General features: G+C 71.2%; 15 protein-coding genes. 1 reads left to right on the top strand and 14 read right to left on the bottom strand.

Going from position 1 to position 15,378, the window contains the following annotated elements:
- Positions 1-262: 262 nt before the first annotated feature.
- The 7 genes from ACIBJB_RS40730 to ACIBJB_RS40700 all read right to left on the bottom strand — a co-directional run bounded on the left by ACIBJB_RS40730 (position 263) and on the right by ACIBJB_RS40700 (position 6,382).
- Entirely contained in the window at positions 263-2,047 is a 1,785-nt protein-coding gene (locus ACIBJB_RS40730) for an N-acetylglutaminylglutamine amidotransferase (protein ID WP_398938816.1), read from the bottom strand.
- 166 nt (positions 2,048-2,213) lie between these two features.
- On the bottom strand, positions 2,214-3,386 hold the full coding sequence (locus tag ACIBJB_RS40725; protein ID WP_398938814.1) for a glutamate--cysteine ligase: 1,173 nt from the start codon (positions 3,384-3,386) through the stop codon (positions 2,214-2,216).
- A gap of 136 nt (positions 3,387-3,522) precedes the next feature.
- The gene (locus tag ACIBJB_RS40720) at positions 3,523-4,065 is read right to left on the bottom strand and encodes a DUF1360 domain-containing protein (protein WP_398938812.1); all 543 of its coding nucleotides are present in this window, start codon (positions 4,063-4,065) and stop codon (positions 3,523-3,525) included.
- 168 nt (positions 4,066-4,233) lie between these two features.
- On the bottom strand, positions 4,234-5,409 hold the full coding sequence (locus ACIBJB_RS40715; RefSeq protein ID WP_398938810.1) for a zinc-dependent alcohol dehydrogenase: 1,176 nt from the start codon (positions 5,407-5,409) through the stop codon (positions 4,234-4,236).
- The gene (locus tag ACIBJB_RS40710; RefSeq protein ID WP_398938807.1) at positions 5,406-5,870 is read right to left on the bottom strand and encodes a hypothetical protein; all 465 of its coding nucleotides are present in this window, start codon (positions 5,868-5,870) and stop codon (positions 5,406-5,408) included. Before ACIBJB_RS40710 ends, ACIBJB_RS40715 begins: the two co-directional genes overlap by 4 nt.
- A gap of 39 nt (positions 5,871-5,909) precedes the next feature.
- Complete coding sequence (locus ACIBJB_RS40705; protein ID WP_398938805.1) at positions 5,910-6,203, bottom strand: hypothetical protein; 294 nt, start codon at positions 6,201-6,203, stop codon at positions 5,910-5,912.
- The gene (locus tag ACIBJB_RS40700; protein ID WP_398938803.1) at positions 6,200-6,382 is read right to left on the bottom strand and encodes a hypothetical protein; all 183 of its coding nucleotides are present in this window, start codon (positions 6,380-6,382) and stop codon (positions 6,200-6,202) included. Before ACIBJB_RS40700 ends, ACIBJB_RS40705 begins: the two co-directional genes overlap by 4 nt.
- Before the next feature lie 168 nt (positions 6,383-6,550).
- On the opposite strand from ACIBJB_RS40700, the gene ACIBJB_RS40695 reads away from it, so the two are divergent.
- Positions 6,551-7,177: a hypothetical protein gene (locus tag ACIBJB_RS40695; protein ID WP_398938801.1), complete on the top strand. Its 627-nt coding sequence runs from the start codon at positions 6,551-6,553 to the stop codon at positions 7,175-7,177.
- A 22-nt stretch (positions 7,178-7,199) separates the two neighbouring features.
- On the opposite strand, the gene ACIBJB_RS40690 is transcribed toward ACIBJB_RS40695, so the two are convergent.
- From ACIBJB_RS40690 to ACIBJB_RS40660, 7 genes are all read right to left on the bottom strand, one after another.
- Positions 7,200-7,814 (bottom strand): phosphatase PAP2 family protein, encoded by a 615-nt coding sequence (locus ACIBJB_RS40690; protein WP_398938799.1) that lies wholly within the window; start codon positions 7,812-7,814, stop codon positions 7,200-7,202.
- Entirely contained in the window at positions 7,807-9,156 is a 1,350-nt protein-coding gene (locus ACIBJB_RS40685; RefSeq protein WP_398938797.1) for a diacylglycerol/lipid kinase family protein, read from the bottom strand. The genes ACIBJB_RS40690 and ACIBJB_RS40685 overlap by 8 nt, the downstream gene beginning before the upstream one ends.
- A gap of 85 nt (positions 9,157-9,241) precedes the next feature.
- Entirely contained in the window at positions 9,242-10,900 is a 1,659-nt protein-coding gene (locus tag ACIBJB_RS40680) for a catalase (RefSeq protein ID WP_398938795.1), read from the bottom strand.
- Between the two features lie 110 nt (positions 10,901-11,010).
- Positions 11,011-11,241, bottom strand: a complete 231-nt coding sequence (locus tag ACIBJB_RS40675) for a DUF5133 domain-containing protein (RefSeq protein ID WP_398938793.1) — start codon at positions 11,239-11,241, stop codon at positions 11,011-11,013.
- 304 nt (positions 11,242-11,545) lie between these two features.
- A complete protein-coding gene (locus ACIBJB_RS40670) occupies positions 11,546-12,310 on the bottom strand; it encodes a DUF4097 family beta strand repeat-containing protein (RefSeq protein WP_398938791.1) in 765 nt (254 codons plus the stop codon).
- 104 nt (positions 12,311-12,414) lie between these two features.
- On the bottom strand, positions 12,415-13,500 hold the full coding sequence (locus tag ACIBJB_RS40665; protein ID WP_398938789.1) for a DUF475 domain-containing protein: 1,086 nt from the start codon (positions 13,498-13,500) through the stop codon (positions 12,415-12,417).
- Between the two features lie 151 nt (positions 13,501-13,651).
- Entirely contained in the window at positions 13,652-15,370 is a 1,719-nt protein-coding gene (locus ACIBJB_RS40660) for a SpoIIE family protein phosphatase (protein ID WP_398938787.1), read from the bottom strand.
- Between the last annotated feature and the right edge of the window lie 8 nt (positions 15,371-15,378).

The raw sequence follows: 15,378 nt of genomic DNA, 5'->3' as shown, positions 1-15,378 counted from the left end.
GGCACGCCACCACGGGCAGACCCCGACGCCGATGCCGGCATCGCGGCGCCGCCAGGCCCCGGTGCCGGTGCGGGCGCCGCAGCGCCGGCAGGCCCGTGCGCCGATGCGGGGTCGCCTGCGGCGCGGCCAGGGCCCTGTGCCGGTGCGGGCTCCGCACCACGAGCGGGCGGCCCTTGTGCCGGTGGGGGCGCCGCAGCGCCGGCAGGTCCGTGCGCCGATGTGGGTGCTGCCGGGTGCGGGGGCCGGGTGCCGGGCTGCCCGGTCATGTGATTCCGTGCGTCTGCAGCCATGTCTCCAGGAGTGCCACCTGCCACAGGGCGTTGGCGCCGCGTTTGGTCCGGTGCTCGTCCGGTGCCGCCAGGAGCTCGGCCACGTACGACTCCTGGAAGATCCCCCGTTTCTTCGCCTCGGGTGCCGAGAGGGCCTCGCGCACCCGGTCCAGGACGGGGCCGGCCATGTGCCGGATGGCCGGGACGGGGAAGTAGCCCTTGGGCCGGTCGACGATCTCCCGCGGCAGGAGCTTGCGTGCGGCTTCCTTCAGCACGCCCTTGCCGCCGTCGGCGAGTTTGAGCTCCGGCGGGCAGGCCGCGGCCAGCTCCACCAGCTCGTGGTCGAGGAAGGGCACGCGGGCCTCCAGTCCCCAGGCCATGGTCATGTTGTCGACCCGCTTCACGGGGTCGTCGACGAGCATCACGTGGGTGTCCAGCCGCAGCGCCGCGTCCAGGGCGGTCTGCGCGCCGGGACGTGCCATGTGTTCCCTGACGAAGCGGCCCGACACGTCGTCCGGGGGCAGCATGTGCGGCTGGAGGATCCGCGCCAGGTCGGCGTGGGGACGGTCGAAGTACGTCTCGGCGTACCGCTGCGGCTCCTCCTCGCGCGCGACCGCGGCCAGCTCGGGGTACCAGTGGTAACCGGCGAACACCTCGTCGGCGCCCTGCCCGCTCTGTACGACCTTCACCTCCTTGGAGACCTGCTCGGACAGCAGGTGGAAGGCGACCACGTCGTGGCTGATCATCGGCTCGCTCATCGCGGCGACGGCATCGTCCAGGCCGGTCGAGACCCGCTCGGAGGGCACCGTCATCCGGCGATGGTCCGTGCCGAACTCCCGGGCGACCAGGTCCGAGTAGCGGAACTCGTCGCCCTGCTCCCCGCCCTCGGCCTCGAATCCCACACTGAACGTCTTCAGGCCGCGCTGCCCCTCCTCGGCGAGCAGCGCGACGATGAGGCTGGAGTCCAGGCCGCCGGAGAGCAGGACGCCGACCGGCACGTCGGAGACCATCCGGCGGCGTACGGCCGTGCGCAGCGCCTCCAGCACCGCGTCACGCCATTCGTCGGGCCCCATGTCCGCGTACTCGGCGCGACGCGTGTAGGACGGCTGCCAGTAGCGGTGGTCGCGATGGCTGCCGTCCGGTTCGATCACCCGTACCGTGGCCGGCGGCAGTTTGCGCACGCCGTTGAGGACGGTGCGCGGTGGGGCGACCGTGGCGTGCCAGCTCAGGTACTGGTGGACGGCCACCGGATCGACGGAGGTGTCCACGTCTCCGGCCGCCAGGAGAGCGGGCAGGGAGGAGGCGAACCGCAACCGGTCCGGCGTCGGCGCCAGATACAGCGGTTTGATCCCCAGCCGGTCACGGCCAAGCACGACACGGCCGGTGCGGTGCTCGACGAGCGCGAAGGCGAACATGCCGTGGAAGCGCTCCACACAGGCGGTTCCCCACTGCCGGTAGGCGTGGAGCACGACCTCCGTGTCGGACGTCGACTGGAAGCGGTGCCCGAGGCGCCCGAGCTCGTCGCGGAGCTCCCGGTAGTTGTAGACGCAGCCGTTGAAGACGCCCGTGACCTCGCCGTCGGCGTCGGTCATCGGCTGAGCGCCGAGATCGGACAGGTCGATGATCTTCAGTCGTCGGTGCCCCAGCGCCACCGCGCCCTGTGTCCAGTTGCCGTGGCCGTCGGGCCCGCGGGCGGCGAGCCGGTCGGTCATGCGCTCGACGGCCGCGAGGTCGGGTCGCCTGCCGTCGAAGCGGATCTCGCCGCTCAGACCGCACATGGCGCTCCGCCCCCTTCCCGGGAGCCGTCGGACACGGGCCTGGACGGGAAGCCCGGGTCGCGCCTGCCGGTCGCGACCCGGGCGGAATTGCTGGACATGAAGGAAACCTCTCCTCGGGTTTTGTGGGTGACGGGCGGTGCAGTGGGACGCGTCGCGCGCAACCGGGTCAGCTGCCCAGGACCTCCGGTGCCCCGGAACCTCCCGCGCCGGCGGCGGAGCGCGCGACTTTCCTGCGGGTGACGGGGACCGGCCTGCGGTGTCGCCGCTCGCCGCGGGTTTCTGCGATCAGCAGGTCTGTGCAGGCCAGCAGGTCCTCTTCGCGTGCCGTGCGGCGTATGCGCTCGGCGGCGCTGCCGTCCGCCAGGGCCGCCTCGGTCAGATCCCTGACGGTCCGCCAGTCGCCGTGGGCCTCCAGCGCGGGGCGCGACCGGGCCAGCAGCCCGCGTACGACGTCGGCGGCAGGCGCCTCCCGGTGGGTCCTCGGATCCACCAGCGCACCCTCCAGGCCGGACCGGGCGGCGCGCCAGGTCGCGCCGCGCAGCCATTCGTGGCGGCCGTCGCACACCGCCGCGCCGGACGCGCGCCGTTCGATGGCGTCGGTCACCAGGGCACGGAACAGGCCGGCCACGAGCACGACGGTCTCCGCCCGCGGGCAGGCGTCGCAGATACGCAGTTCCAGTGTCCGCAGGTGCGCGGAGGGACGAACGTCGTAGTAGATCATCCCCGGGTCGCTGATGATCCCTGCCTGGACGAGGTCGCGTACCGCGGCGTCGTAGTCGGCCGCGCTGGGGAAGCAGCCGACGGGACCCGCGGTGGGCCAGCGCTGCCAGAGCAGCGTGCGCCAACTGGCATAGCCGGTGTCGGCCCGCTGCCAGAACGGCGAACTGGCGGACAGCGCCAACAGCGCGGGCAGCCAGGGAGAGACCGCGCACATCACCCCTACGGCCGTGTCGCGGTCGGGTATGTCCACGTGCACCTGGGCGCCGCAGATGAGCTGTTCGTCGGCCACCTGGCGGTACTCCTCGACCATGTGGCGATAGCGCGGGTCGGCGGTGGGGTGTCCGGAGGCGGCCGGGGCGAGTGGTGCCGTGCCCGCGCCCACCACCGCGAGCCCCAGCGCGGAGGCGGCCGCGTCGAGCCGCCGTCTGGTTCTGGTGAGGTCGGCGTACAGGCCGGCCAGGGTCGCGTGCACCCCGCTGTTCGACTCCACGGTGGACTGGTGCAGTTCCGTGGTGAAGGTGCACCGCGGAAGCCCGCGCAGGACCGCATCGGCACGCGGCACGAGCAGTCCGCTTTCCACTTCCAGGATGTGGAATTCCTCCTCGACTCCGATGCGCATGACCACAGTCGCTCCTTGAGGTGTTGCCGGAGGTCCCGCCTCTCTCAGGGTGACCCCCAAGTGCCCAGGAGATCGATCGATACGCGTAGAAATGCGCGTTTGAAGCAGATCATTCACAGATGAGCAGGGTTTCGGGTCAGCCGTCGGTGGTCCTGCCGACCAGCGCGCCGTACGCCAGCTGCAGCACGTCCGCCCCGGCCAGCGCGGCCAGCGTGCCCATCGCGGTGCGCGTCGCGCGAGGCCACAGGAGCTGCCCGGCGGTCAGGGTCGACGCCACCCAGACGCTCATGCAGAAGGGGCAGGTCACCAGCTCGCCCACGGTCTCCTTGCCGGTCTCGGGCTGCGCCTCCTCGTGCAGTTCGGCGGGGCCCTGCGGACCGACGTACGTCGTGAACGGGGCGCGCAGCGGGCTCGTCACCGATGCCTTGCTGAGCAGCCGGCTGAGCCGGAACGTGGCCACCGAGGTCAGGAGCACGTCCCAGGGTTCCGGCCGGTCGGGCAGCGGGCGCCTGCGAAACCGTACCGCCGCGGCCCAGCCCGCCGTGTACGCGCCGAACGCCGCCATGGCCGTGAGATAACCGCGCAGGGGCCGGTCGTGCGTGCCCGCGTAGCCGCGGCCCGTGCGCCGGAGGAACGCCTGTGCCCGTCGTCTGATGCGGTTGTCCGTAGGAGTGGCCATGGGCGGATCCCCGTCCTGATTCGTTCCGATACCGATCAGGGTTCCCAGCTGCACGCCCGACCGGAGGGCGTCGGTCACCGGTCCAGCCGCTGTTCCCGTTCCGGATGACGTCGTCGCGCGCTCATGGCCAGCCGGGTCTCCCTCAGCACGCGCCGCAAACGAGCACGCTCAGCCGCCCGGCCGGATGACCGCGCGCACACAGCCGTCCGACTTCTGCTTGAACATGTCGTACGCCCGCGGTGCCTCGTCCAGGGACAGCGTGTGGGTCGCCAGGTGCGCGGTGCTCAGTTCCCCTGCCGCCAGCCGTTCGAGCAGCATCGGGATGTAGCGCTGGCCGTGCTGCTGAGCGCCCCGCACGGTCAGCCCCTTGTTGATGACCGCGCCCAGCGGGAACTTGTCGACGGCACCGGCGAAGACACCCAGGACGAACACCGTGCCGCCCTTCCTGCAGGCGTGAATGGCCTGCCGTACGGCGGTGGGGCGGTCCGTCTGGAGCCGCAGCTGCTGCTTCGCCTGGTCGTACAGGTGGACCGGGCTGTCGCTGTGCGCCTCCATGCCGACCGCTTCGATGCACACGTCGGGGCCGCGGCCTCCGGTGCGTTCGCGCAGTTCCGCGCCGACGTCGGTGGCCGTGTAGTCGATGACCTCGCTGCCGATGTGGCGCCGCGTCATCTCCAGACGTTCCGGGATCCGGTCGATGGAGATCACCCGTTCCGCGCCGAGCAGCATCGCGGCGCGTGCCGCCATCTGGCCGACGGCGCCACAGCCCCATACGGCCACGACGTCGCCCGGACCGACCCCGCCGAGGTCGGCGCCCATCCAGCCGGTCGGCACCGCGTCGGACACGAACAGCGCGTTGGTGTCGTCCACGCCTTCCGGGACCTTGAAGGCTCCGTAGTCGCCGAAGGGCACGCGCACGTACTCGGCGTGGCTGCCGCGCAGTCCGCCCATGGCGTGCGAGTAGCCGAAGATGCCCGCGGTCTCGGACCCGAAGAGAGCCTGGCCGATCCCGGGGTTGGTGTTGGTGTTGTCGCAGAGCGACCACAGGTCGTGGGTGCAGTACCAGCAGCGGCCGCAGCCGACGAAGGAGGAGACGACGACCCGGTCGCCCACGGCGTGCCGGCGCACCCCGTCACCGACCTCCACGACCTCGCCGAGGAACTCGTGTCCGATGACGTCCCCGGATCGCATGAACGGGATGTAGCCGCCGATGAGATGGAGGTCGGAACCGCAGGTGGTGTCCGCGATCAGCCGTACGATCATGTCCTGGTCGTTGCGCAGGACAGGATCCGGCACCGTCTCCACGGCGAGCTTGTTCACGCCTTCCCAGCACAGCGCCTTCACAGCACGCCCTCCCCGCCCGCGCGTCGGCTGAACAGCCCGACGACCTTGCCGCCGGGGGTGTCGTGGGTGGTCGGCTCGTCGGGGACGAGCACCTCGCCCGCCTCCAGCAGGGCCTTGGCCTCGCGCAGGGCGCGGCGCAGATCCTGGCGCGGGTCCTGCCCGGCGAGCCGCGCGGGCACGGTCCGCGCGAGGTCGGACGGCGGCTGCCTGAACCGCACGGCCAGCTCCGTGCCGCGGTCCGCGGGTGCCGGGCTGATCCGCGTCTCGATGCGTTCGCCGTACTCCTGGAGCGGGGACGGCAGCTTGTCCGCCCGTAAGTCCTCCGGTTCGCAGGCGACCGTCACCGCCAGCCATCGGTCGGCGCCGCTCGACGCCGACCGGGGTGTCCGGGCCCTCCGCACGGCGACGGCCGCTCCGGCGAGTCCCGCGGCGGCCGCCCAGCGGGACTTCCTGGGAATCACGGGGTCACCTTTCAGTCGAGTACCCCGGTATCGAGGTGATCAGGGCTTGGACATCGCGTGGCGCCCGGTCCGCCCGGACAGTGCGATGGGGCGAGAAGGCCGGGCCGAACCGGTGGGCCCGAGGCGCCGCAGCCACCGGGAGGCCATGAGCAGCAGGCCCGTGAACACGGCCAGGAGCAGCAAGGAGGTCCACATGGGCCGACTGCCGGGGGAATCCCCCATCGTCCAGGCCGACGATGCCGTCCACAGGACGACGCCGGCCGCGTAGAAGGCCCGGATGCGGCGCAGTTGCCTTGCGGCCCCGGCCGCCGTGATGTCGTCGGTGTGTGTCATGCCGCCCCGTGTACCCCGATCGACGTCCCCAAGTCGGCGGGCCGGGAACCGCGTACCGTCACGCAGTCGTGGTGTACCTGCCTGACGAGCGGGGTCAGTTCGTCCGCGAGCTCGTTCCGCTCGGTGCCGAAGCCGCTGAAGTCCATGCCGACCTTCGCCTGGGCCTGCCGGTGCGGCACAAGTACAGAACAAGACACGTGTCCTGCGTAGTATCACTACGACAGCGGCGTGCGGCAGAAACTGACACCGCATCAGCGGATGCGGGCGAGACAGCACGCCCATTGGATTTCGCGGAGGCCGCGGGCGCGCGCACTGCGGGCCACGGTCCCAGGAAGAGGTGCGAGCCCATGTCCGAAACCGCCCCCGGTACCACCGAGTTGACCTCCCAGTACAGCACCCAGGTGGCCGGTGACCTCGAACGCAACCTCAAGGAACAAGAGCGCCTCAGCGGGGAAATCGAGGTACTCCAGGGTCAGTTGGCCGCTCTGCAGCACGACCACGCCGTCCTGATGAACATCCAGCAGGTTCTGGGCACTTCGGCGACAGCCGGCGCGCCGGCCACTCCACCAGGCGCAGTGGTGCCCGCTCCCCGTAAGGAGGCCGCCGCCTCCGACGAGCGGACGGGCACCCGGAAATCCACCGCACCGGCTGGAAAGCAGACTGGAAAGCGGGCCGGGAAGAAGGCAGCCGCCAAGGCTTCGACCGTGCGGTCGGGGCCCACCCTCGTCGACCTTGTCCGAGAGCATCTGGCCGCCCAGAGGGAGCCCCGCTCGGCGGCCGAGATCTCCACCGCGCTGGGCCGGGAGTACCCCGAGCGCACGATCAAGGCGACCGTCGTGCGCACCACACTCGAGGGACTCGTGGCCAGGAACCAGGCCCAGCGCACCAAGCAGGGGACCTCGGTCTTCTACACCTCACCCGACGCGAGCGAACCTGCCGCGCAAGCCGAGGACGGCTCCCGGGAAACTGACTGACGAACGCCGCGCCGGGGCTCCTTCAGGCGGCCGGCCGTGAGGGATGGAAACCGCCCCCGCCCCGTCCCTGCCATCCGCCGGCCGCGAGGACCGCGGCCGCCGCGCCGGTGCCCAGTACGGCACCGGCGACCACGTCGCCCGGATAGTGCACTCCGGTGTGGATCCGTGAGTAGCCCACCGCGCAGGCCAACAGGCCCAGCGGCACCGTGGCGACGGGAAGCGCGGGCCCCACCGCCGCCGCGAAGGCGACCGCGGACGCCGTGTGCCCCGAGGGGAAGGACGCGGACTCCGGCATCGGCACGTGCCGCCCCGGAAACGGCGAGTCCTCGGCCCGGTGCGGACGCGGGCGGCGTACCAGGCGCTTGCCGAGCATGTTCGCGCTGGCCGAGGCGACACCGATGGCCGCGACTCCGAGGGCGGCGGCGCGCCGGGGCCGCCCGGGACACAGGGCGAGCAGTCCGGCGATCGTGAACGAGATCTTGGAGTGGTCCGCCGCGGCCGACAGCCGCCGCAGGGCGTAGTCCAGGGCCGGTGTCCTGGTGACCGTCACGGCCTCGTACAGCGCCTGGTCGAGGGCGGCGAGATCCCGCAACAGCGCGCGGGAGGTTCGCTGTTGGCGCTGTGGTCGGTCAAGCATCGCTCTGCTCCTGGTTCTTGACGGCCGGGAAGGGAGTCCTGTCGAGGGCCAGTCGGACGACACGGCGCCAGTCGACGGACGGGGCAGTGTACGGCGCGCCGGGACGGTTTCTCGGTACCCGCACGCGCAGGGCCTTGGGTCGTACGGTGCACACGACCGGCGGGGGCAGCAGCAGCGCTTCGCCGTCCACGGCCACCGGGATGGTCTCCGCGTCGGCCTCGACGACCACCCGGCGCGAGGTCGACGTGGTGATCCCGCTGGCGCGTTCGCCCAGCAGCGCGAGTTCGGCGGCCTGTGCCGCGCCCTCGATCCGCAGACTGATCACACCGAGTCGGCCTTCGTCGAGGCGTGATCTTCGTCCGACGCCCAGCGGGCCGGCCTGCACGTAGGGATTGTTGCTCACCAGCAGCGCGTGCGGGGCTTCGAGGCGCTGGTCGTCCGCCGTGGCGGTCAGTTGTGCTCCGGCCCCGCCGGCCAGCAGGTCCGGCAGCAGGTCGAGGGTGGTGGACGCCTTGGCCTCGCGGTATTCGGGCCTCTGCACGATCTCCGCGTACGTCCCGAACGAGACCGTGTTCACGAAGGGCCGACCCGCCACGTCGCCCAGATCGACACGGATCTCCACGCCGTGCGAGAGCGCCCTGAGACCGCTTGCCGGATCGTCGCGGTCCAGGCCCAGGTCCATCGCGAAGTGGTTGCGGGTCCCGGCGGCCAGGACCACGAACGGCACGTCGTGTGCGGCGGCCACTCCCGCCACGAGGGCCTGGGTGCCGTCACCGCCGGCCACGCCGAGCAGGTCCGCGCCCTCCGCGACGGCCTGGCGGGCCAGCGCCGCCGGATCGGGGCTGTTGTCCACGTCGAGCAGGATCACCCGGGCCCCCAGCGCCTCGGCCCGCTCCACAAGGCCGTGCTCGGCGACCTTTCCGCCGCCCGACAGCGGATTCATGATCAGCACCGGTCGGCGGGGCGGCCGGACCGGATGCGAGTGCATGCCACGGGGTGTCCGCAGCCGGCGCAGTGCGCTTCGCGCGCAGGCCAGTGCCGCCGCCCACAGCCCCAGCGCCGCCGCCGCGAACGGCCACACGCCGGACACCGCGTACAGGACCAGGACGGCGACGGGCGCGGCGACCGCCAGCAGGGCGCCGCACAGACGCGCCACACCCCGATGTGCCAGGGCCCACCAGATGCCCGCGCCGGCCAGGGCGAGGCCCACCAGCCCCAGCAGCGGGAGCAGCCACTGACCCGCGGCCACGACCGCCGCGACCACCCCTGCCAGACAGAGCAGAGCCAGCCGGGCCAGCGTTCGCGCCGCGGTTCCGGAGCCGTCCGGCTCCACCTCGTTCATCGTCCGGGTCGCCTCTCACGGATCGGTGGCCCAACGATCTCATGCTGTTGCTCTCGCTGCCGGGGCCGCCCCGGTCCACTGTGGTTCAGCGGGTCACGACGTGCCGTTCGTCGGGGACGCAGTGGGTCATGGTCAGTCCCTCGACGTCGCGCGGAGGGTTCTTGCCGAGGTTCGACAGCCGCTTGCGGTCCTCGTCGGTGAGGTCCTGGCCGGCCAGCGGCTCAAGCCCGGCGACGTCCTCCGGACTGATGCCGAGCCCGTCACCGACCCGCAGGCCCAGGTCGTTCTCGACCAGCAGGAAGTGCCACACCATGCGCTCCTGTACGGGCCGGTCGCACTGGGCGATCAGGTCGGTGAGGTTCTTCACCAGGTCGTCGCGCTCCCACTCCTCCAGGAGCAGGTAGCGCTGGCCCGCCTGCAGATAGTCGTTGGTGCGGGGGATGCGCTTGCGCGTGAGCCGGCCGTGGATCTCCGGGCCCTGTTCGTCGTGCGTCGGGTACTGCGCCTCGCGCAGGCCTCCGGTGATGGACGGCTCGTAGTTGACGTGCGGGTTCTCGCCCGCGCCGTCCACGTGGTAGGTCATCTGGCCGTCGCGCTGGTTGGTGCGCACGTCGGCGTTCTTGGCCTGGTTGACGGGGAGCTGGAGGTAGTTCGGGCCGACCCGGTGGCGCTGGGTGTCGCTGTAGGAGAAGGTCCGGCCCACGAGCATCTTGTCGTCGGAGAAGTCCAGTCCGTCGACGAGGACGCCGGTGCCGAAGGAGATCTGCTCGTTCTCGGCGAAGAAGTTGTCCGGCATCCGGTCGAGCACCATCCGGCCCACCGGCTTCGGCGGGAACTCCTGCTCGGGCCAGGTCTTGGTGTCGTCGAGCGGGTCGAAGTCCAGCTCCGGGTGGTCGTGGTCGTCCATCATCTGGACCAGGAGCTCCCACTCGGGGTACTCCCCGCGGGCGACCGCCTCGTACAGGTCCTTTGTGGCGTGGCCGAGCGAGTCGGCCTGCACGTTGGCGGCGTCCTCCTCGGTCATCGAGCGGACCCCCAGTTTGGGCATCCAGTGGTACTTGACCAGCTTGGTCTCGCCGTCGGCGTTGACCCACTTGTAGGTGTTGACGCCGAAGCCCTGCATGTGGCGGTAGTCCGCGGGGATCCCGCGCGGGCTGAACAGGTTGACCAGCATGTGCATCGACTCCGGTGTCTGCGACATGAAGTCGAAGATGCGGCGCGGCTGCTGCTCGAAGGTGACCGGGTCGGGTTTGAGGGCGTGGATGACGTCCGGGAACTTGATGGCGTCCCGGATGAAGAAGACGCCCAGGTTGTTGCCCACCAGGTCCCAGTTGCCGTCCTCGGTGTAGAACTTCACGGCGAAGCCACGGGGGTCACGGGCGGCCTCGGAGGAGTCGCGCCCGCCGATGACGGTGGAGAAGCGGACGGCCAGGTCGGTGCGTTTGCCGCGGTCCTGGAACAGCTTGGCCCGGGTGTACCGGCTGATCGGCTCGTCGCCCCAGGCGCCGTAGGACTCGAAGTAGCCGTAGGCGGTAACACCGCGAGCGTGGACGACGCGCTCGGGGATGCGTTCCCGGTCGAAATGGCTGATCTTCTCCAGGAACTGGTAGTTCTCCAGCGTGGCGGGCCCGCGGGCGCCGACGGTGCGCTGGTTCTGGTTGTCGTGGACCGGGTGGCCCTGGCGGTTGGTGAGCACCTTGCGGTCGTCCGCCGGAGCGGGACCGGTACCGGACACATCCGTCATGATCTGGGCTCCTCAGGTTCTCGGCAGGTGACAGCCCTCGGTGGAGCGGGCAGCCGCCGACCGGTGTTCGGCGGATCGCCCGAGTACCCGGTCGGCTCGCGCCACTCACGTCACGCGTCCGCCATCAGTGCGTCGTCGTCGGGGCGGGCGCCGGACAGCTGACGGCGGGCGGCTGCCAGGGCGGAGTCGATGTCACGGGTGCCGGTGGCGATGCACAAGGTGTAGGACACGTCCTCGAGGCGCTGACGCGCCTCGGCGCTGCCGTCCTCCGCGTGCAGAACCCGCAGCGCCTCATAGCGCTCGAGCAGGTCGGTCAGAAGGGCGGGGTGGGCCATGAGCATGATGCGCTCTCCTCCATCTGCGCAGGGGAGTGAGGGCGGTCGCATCCGCCGCGTCACTCGGACTGTCGCGGGAGAGGCCTCGGCGGACACACCAAGGAGAGCCGCATTCGGCCGCTTCCGCGGTGGGCCTGTGATCCCAAGCACCTGCCGCGCGTCTGCCCGGGCCGCCCCGGTCCAAACCCGCCTCTCGGTCAGCTCTTTTCTCGGCACGGGACCACCGGCAGATCCGCCATCAGCTGTTCCCGGCGCGGGCAGCCCGGCGGCGGCTGACGGTCTCGGTCCTCCGCCCGCTCCCGTGCCCGGGTCAGTCCCGGCGGGCGTCGACGTCGCCGTTGACCGTGGTCAGCGTCATGGTGTGGTTCCGGTCGGCGCGCTGTGCCGGGACGGTCACCGTGGCGCGGCCGTTGTCGGTGGAGGCGGTGACCCGGTAGGCCGGGCTGTCGTGGGGCACGGTGACGTCGACCGAGCCGTTGACGGTCGCGGCGCTGACGCCCGACGGTACCGCGGCACATCCCAGAACCACGTCGCCGTTCGTGGTGGCCGCGTGTACCCGCTTCACTGCCACGCTCGTCGCGCGCACCGAGCCGTTGCGGGTGGACAGCCGTACGTCGGCGTCGTCGCCTCCGGAACGGGTCACCGTCACATCGCCGTTGACGGTCGTGATGTCCAGCGCGGCGGCGACGCCCGCCACGTCGACGCCGGCGTTGCGTGCGGTGGCCGTGACGCTCACGCCGTCGGGGATGTCCACGTACGGCATCCGGGGGCAGCCCTCGTCGCCCGTGGTCCGGTCGGCGCACGACAGGTCGAGCGTCCACACCTTCCCGCGATGGGACCAGTGCTCGTCGACGCGGTCGTCGACGGTGACATCGCGGCCGTCGGCCGGGCGCAGCCGCAGGCCGTTGTCGGTGGCGATCACCACCTGGTCTCCGGAGCCCCCCGCGCGGAAGGTTCCCGCCACCAGCGGGCCGCCGGATTCCCCGCCGTCACCGTCGCTGCACGCCCCGGCGAGGGGCAGCAGCGCCAGAACCACCATCAGGCGCGTCAGGCGCCGTGTCGGCATCGCCTTCATACAGCCTCGGATGCCCCGGTTCGCCCCGGCCATGGCAGAGGCGGACGGCGGGGCCGAACCCTCCGGATCTACGGCACCGGGACCGAGTCCGTCTCCGTCTCCCCCTAGGCCGCCGCGAGCGCCTTGTTGCGGCGCACGGAGGACCAGAAGGACCAGCCGATCAGGACGACACCGACGAGACCCGTGATGATCTCGTTGATCTGGTACTCGATGGTGACCATGAGGATCACCGCGAGGGCGCCGATCGCGTAGTGGGCGCCGTGCTCCAGGTAGACGTAGTCGTCGAGGGTGCCCTGGCGGACCAGGTACACGGTCAGGGACCGGACGTACATCGCGCCGATGCCGAGGCCCAGCGCCATGAGGACGATGTCGTTGGTGATGGCGAACGCGCCGATCACGCCGTCGAAGGAGAACGAGGCGTCGAGGACCTCAAGGTAGAGGAACATGAAGAACGCCGCCTGGCCCGCCAGCTTGACCGGCGATCCGGTCCCGCCGGAGTGTTCGGCTTCTTCCTCGCGTTCCTCCTCCTCTTCGAGTTTGTTCTCGAAGTAGCCCGAGAGGCCGCCGACGACCATGTAGGTGATCAGACCCGCGATACCGGAGATCAGGACGGTCTGCGCCTTGTCGGCGTGCGCGCCGCCGTGCTGGTGGGCGTGGGTCGCGAAGGTGAACGCGGTGACCAGCAGGACGACCAGCGCGATGCAGACCGACAGCATGTCGACCTTGCCGAGCTTGGCCAGCGGCCGCTCCAGCCAGGCCAGCCACTTGATGTCCCGGTCCTCGAAAATGAAGTCCAGGAAGATCATCAGCAGGAACATGCCACCGAACGCGGCGATCGCCGGGTGCGCGTCGGTCACCAGCTGCTGGTAACGGTCCTTGTCGGTCACGGCCAGCTGGACCGCGTCGTACGGATTGAGCTTCGCGGTGATGGCGACGATCACGACCGGGAAGACCAGCCGCATGCCGAACACGGCGATCACAACGCCGACCGTGAGGAAGATGCGCTGCCAGAAGGCGTTCATCTTCTTCAGGATTCCGGCGTTGACCACCGCGTTGTCGAACGACAGCGAGATCTCCAGCACGGCCAGGATCGCCACGATGCCGAACGCGGTCCAGCCGTCGTACAGCACTCCTGCGGCCAGGCCGAGCGCGGTGACCGCGAACGCCCAGCGAAAGGTCTTCAGAATCACTGGCACCAAGTCCTGTCTTCGGGCGGTCGCCCGGGTGGCGGGCGCAAACGGCCCGTGGGGTCACGGGCGTTGTCTATCACGGTCGTGCGTCGCCGAGGTGGCGCGGGGTGCCGGTGCGGGCGCCCCGCGGGTGTCGGACCGGCTGTCCGGATCATGTGCGGATGGGCGCGCGTACGGCGAGGAGGGCGACGTCGTCGTCGTTGGTGGCGTTCCGGACCCGGCGCAGCACCTGGTCGGTGAAGGAGGCAAGCGGTCGGTGGGCGAGGGCGGCGGCATGTCTGCGCAGGCGCTGCAGGCCCTCGTCGAGGGTCTGGCCGGGTGCCTCGATCAGACCGTCGGTGTAGAGCAGCATCGTGGAGCCGGGCGGCAGTGGGGCGGTCGCGTCGGTACGGGGGGTACGGACTCCGGTGCCCAGGAGGATGCCGTGGCCGTCGGTCAGGTAGCGGGCCAGGCCGTCGTGGCTGATCAGCAGGGGTGGCGGGTGGCCGGCGTTGGTCCAGGACAGTTCCCAGTGGCCGTCGTCCCGCTCCTCGACCCGGGCGAAGATCGTGGTGGCCATGGTGACGTCGGTGATGTGCATGACCGCCTCGTCGAGCCGGGCGACGATCCGGCTCGGCGGTTCCTGGTGGGCCCAGGCGTAGGCGCGGAGCATGTTGCGCAGTTGTGCCATGCCGGCCGCGGCCTCCAGATCGTGGCCGACGACGTCTCCGACCGCCAGCGCGGTGGCACCGTCGGAGAGGGAGAAGGCGTCGTACCAGTCGCCGCCGACCTGTGAGGCATCGGGAGCGGGCAGGTAGCGGGCCGTCATCTGCAGCCCCGGCACTCGCGGCATCTGGGGCAGCAGGTGGTTCTGCATGGTCTCGGCGACCTTGCGCTGACGCTGGTACAGCCGCGCGTTGTCCAGGGCCAGGCCGGCGCGGCGGGCGATGTCCTCTATCAGGGGGAGATCGGCGGTGGTGAAGTCCGCCGGATCCTTGGCGCGGCCCAGGGTCAGTGCGCCCAGGACCGCGCGTGTGCTGCGGATGGGGGCGATGGCGGCGGAACGGATACCGGTGGCCTCGAACAGGCGGTGCTGTTCCACCGCGATGCCGGAATCCGGTTCCTGCTGGTAGGTCTGCGGGCCGGCCAGCGTCGAGGCGACCCCGCGCAGCGCCCTGGACAGGGGCATCGGCGAATCCTCCGGGACCGGAGGCATCGGTCCCTGCAGGTCCTCGTGGCGCACCAGGGTGTCGTTCTCCGCGTGGACGACGGCGGTGCGCCACACCTCGTCGCGCTCGGTGATCAGATCGACGACGGCCCAGTCCGCCAGCCGGGGCACCACCAGGGCCACCAGCCGACGCAGTGTCTCCTCGGCGTCGAGAGTGGACGTCAGCCGGGTGGTGGTCTCGGCCAGCAGGGCGAGCCGCTCGAGTTCCGGCAGCGCGTTGGCCGCCGTCTCCGGTCGTCTGGCGGTCTCCGCCGGGCGCTGGGCGTGGACGAGCACGAGCGTGCCGGCTTCCCGGCCGTCCACGACGTACGGCGTGATCAGCCACGAAACGGGCAGCAAGGAGCCGTCCCCGCACTCGAAGTGGTCCCCCTCGGCCTGGGCGGTGCGCCCCGCGTGGAAGGCCTGGCGCATGTCGCACCGGCTCCTCGGCAAGGGGTGGCCGTGGGCGTCCCGGTGCAGCAGGTCGTGCGCGTCGCGGCCGAGGAACTCCTCCGCGGGCCGGACCAGCAGCTGCTCGGCGTGGGCGTTGACGGCGAGGACGCGGCCTTCCTCGTCCACGACGTACGCCGCGGTCCCGATGCCCTCCAGGGCTCCGGTGAGTCCCGCGGCGGGTATCGCCGTGGGTCGTCTCCCGGGGGTCGCCGCGTCCTCCGCGCCTGTCATGTCTTCCT

Origin of the sequence: Streptomyces sp. NPDC050759 (genome assembly GCF_044456945.1) — a bacterium.
Taxonomy (GTDB): Bacteria; Actinomycetota; Actinomycetes; order Streptomycetales; family Streptomycetaceae; genus Streptomyces.
Note: the sequence above shows the minus strand (reverse complement) of the source record. Positions and strands in the feature narration are given on the sequence as shown.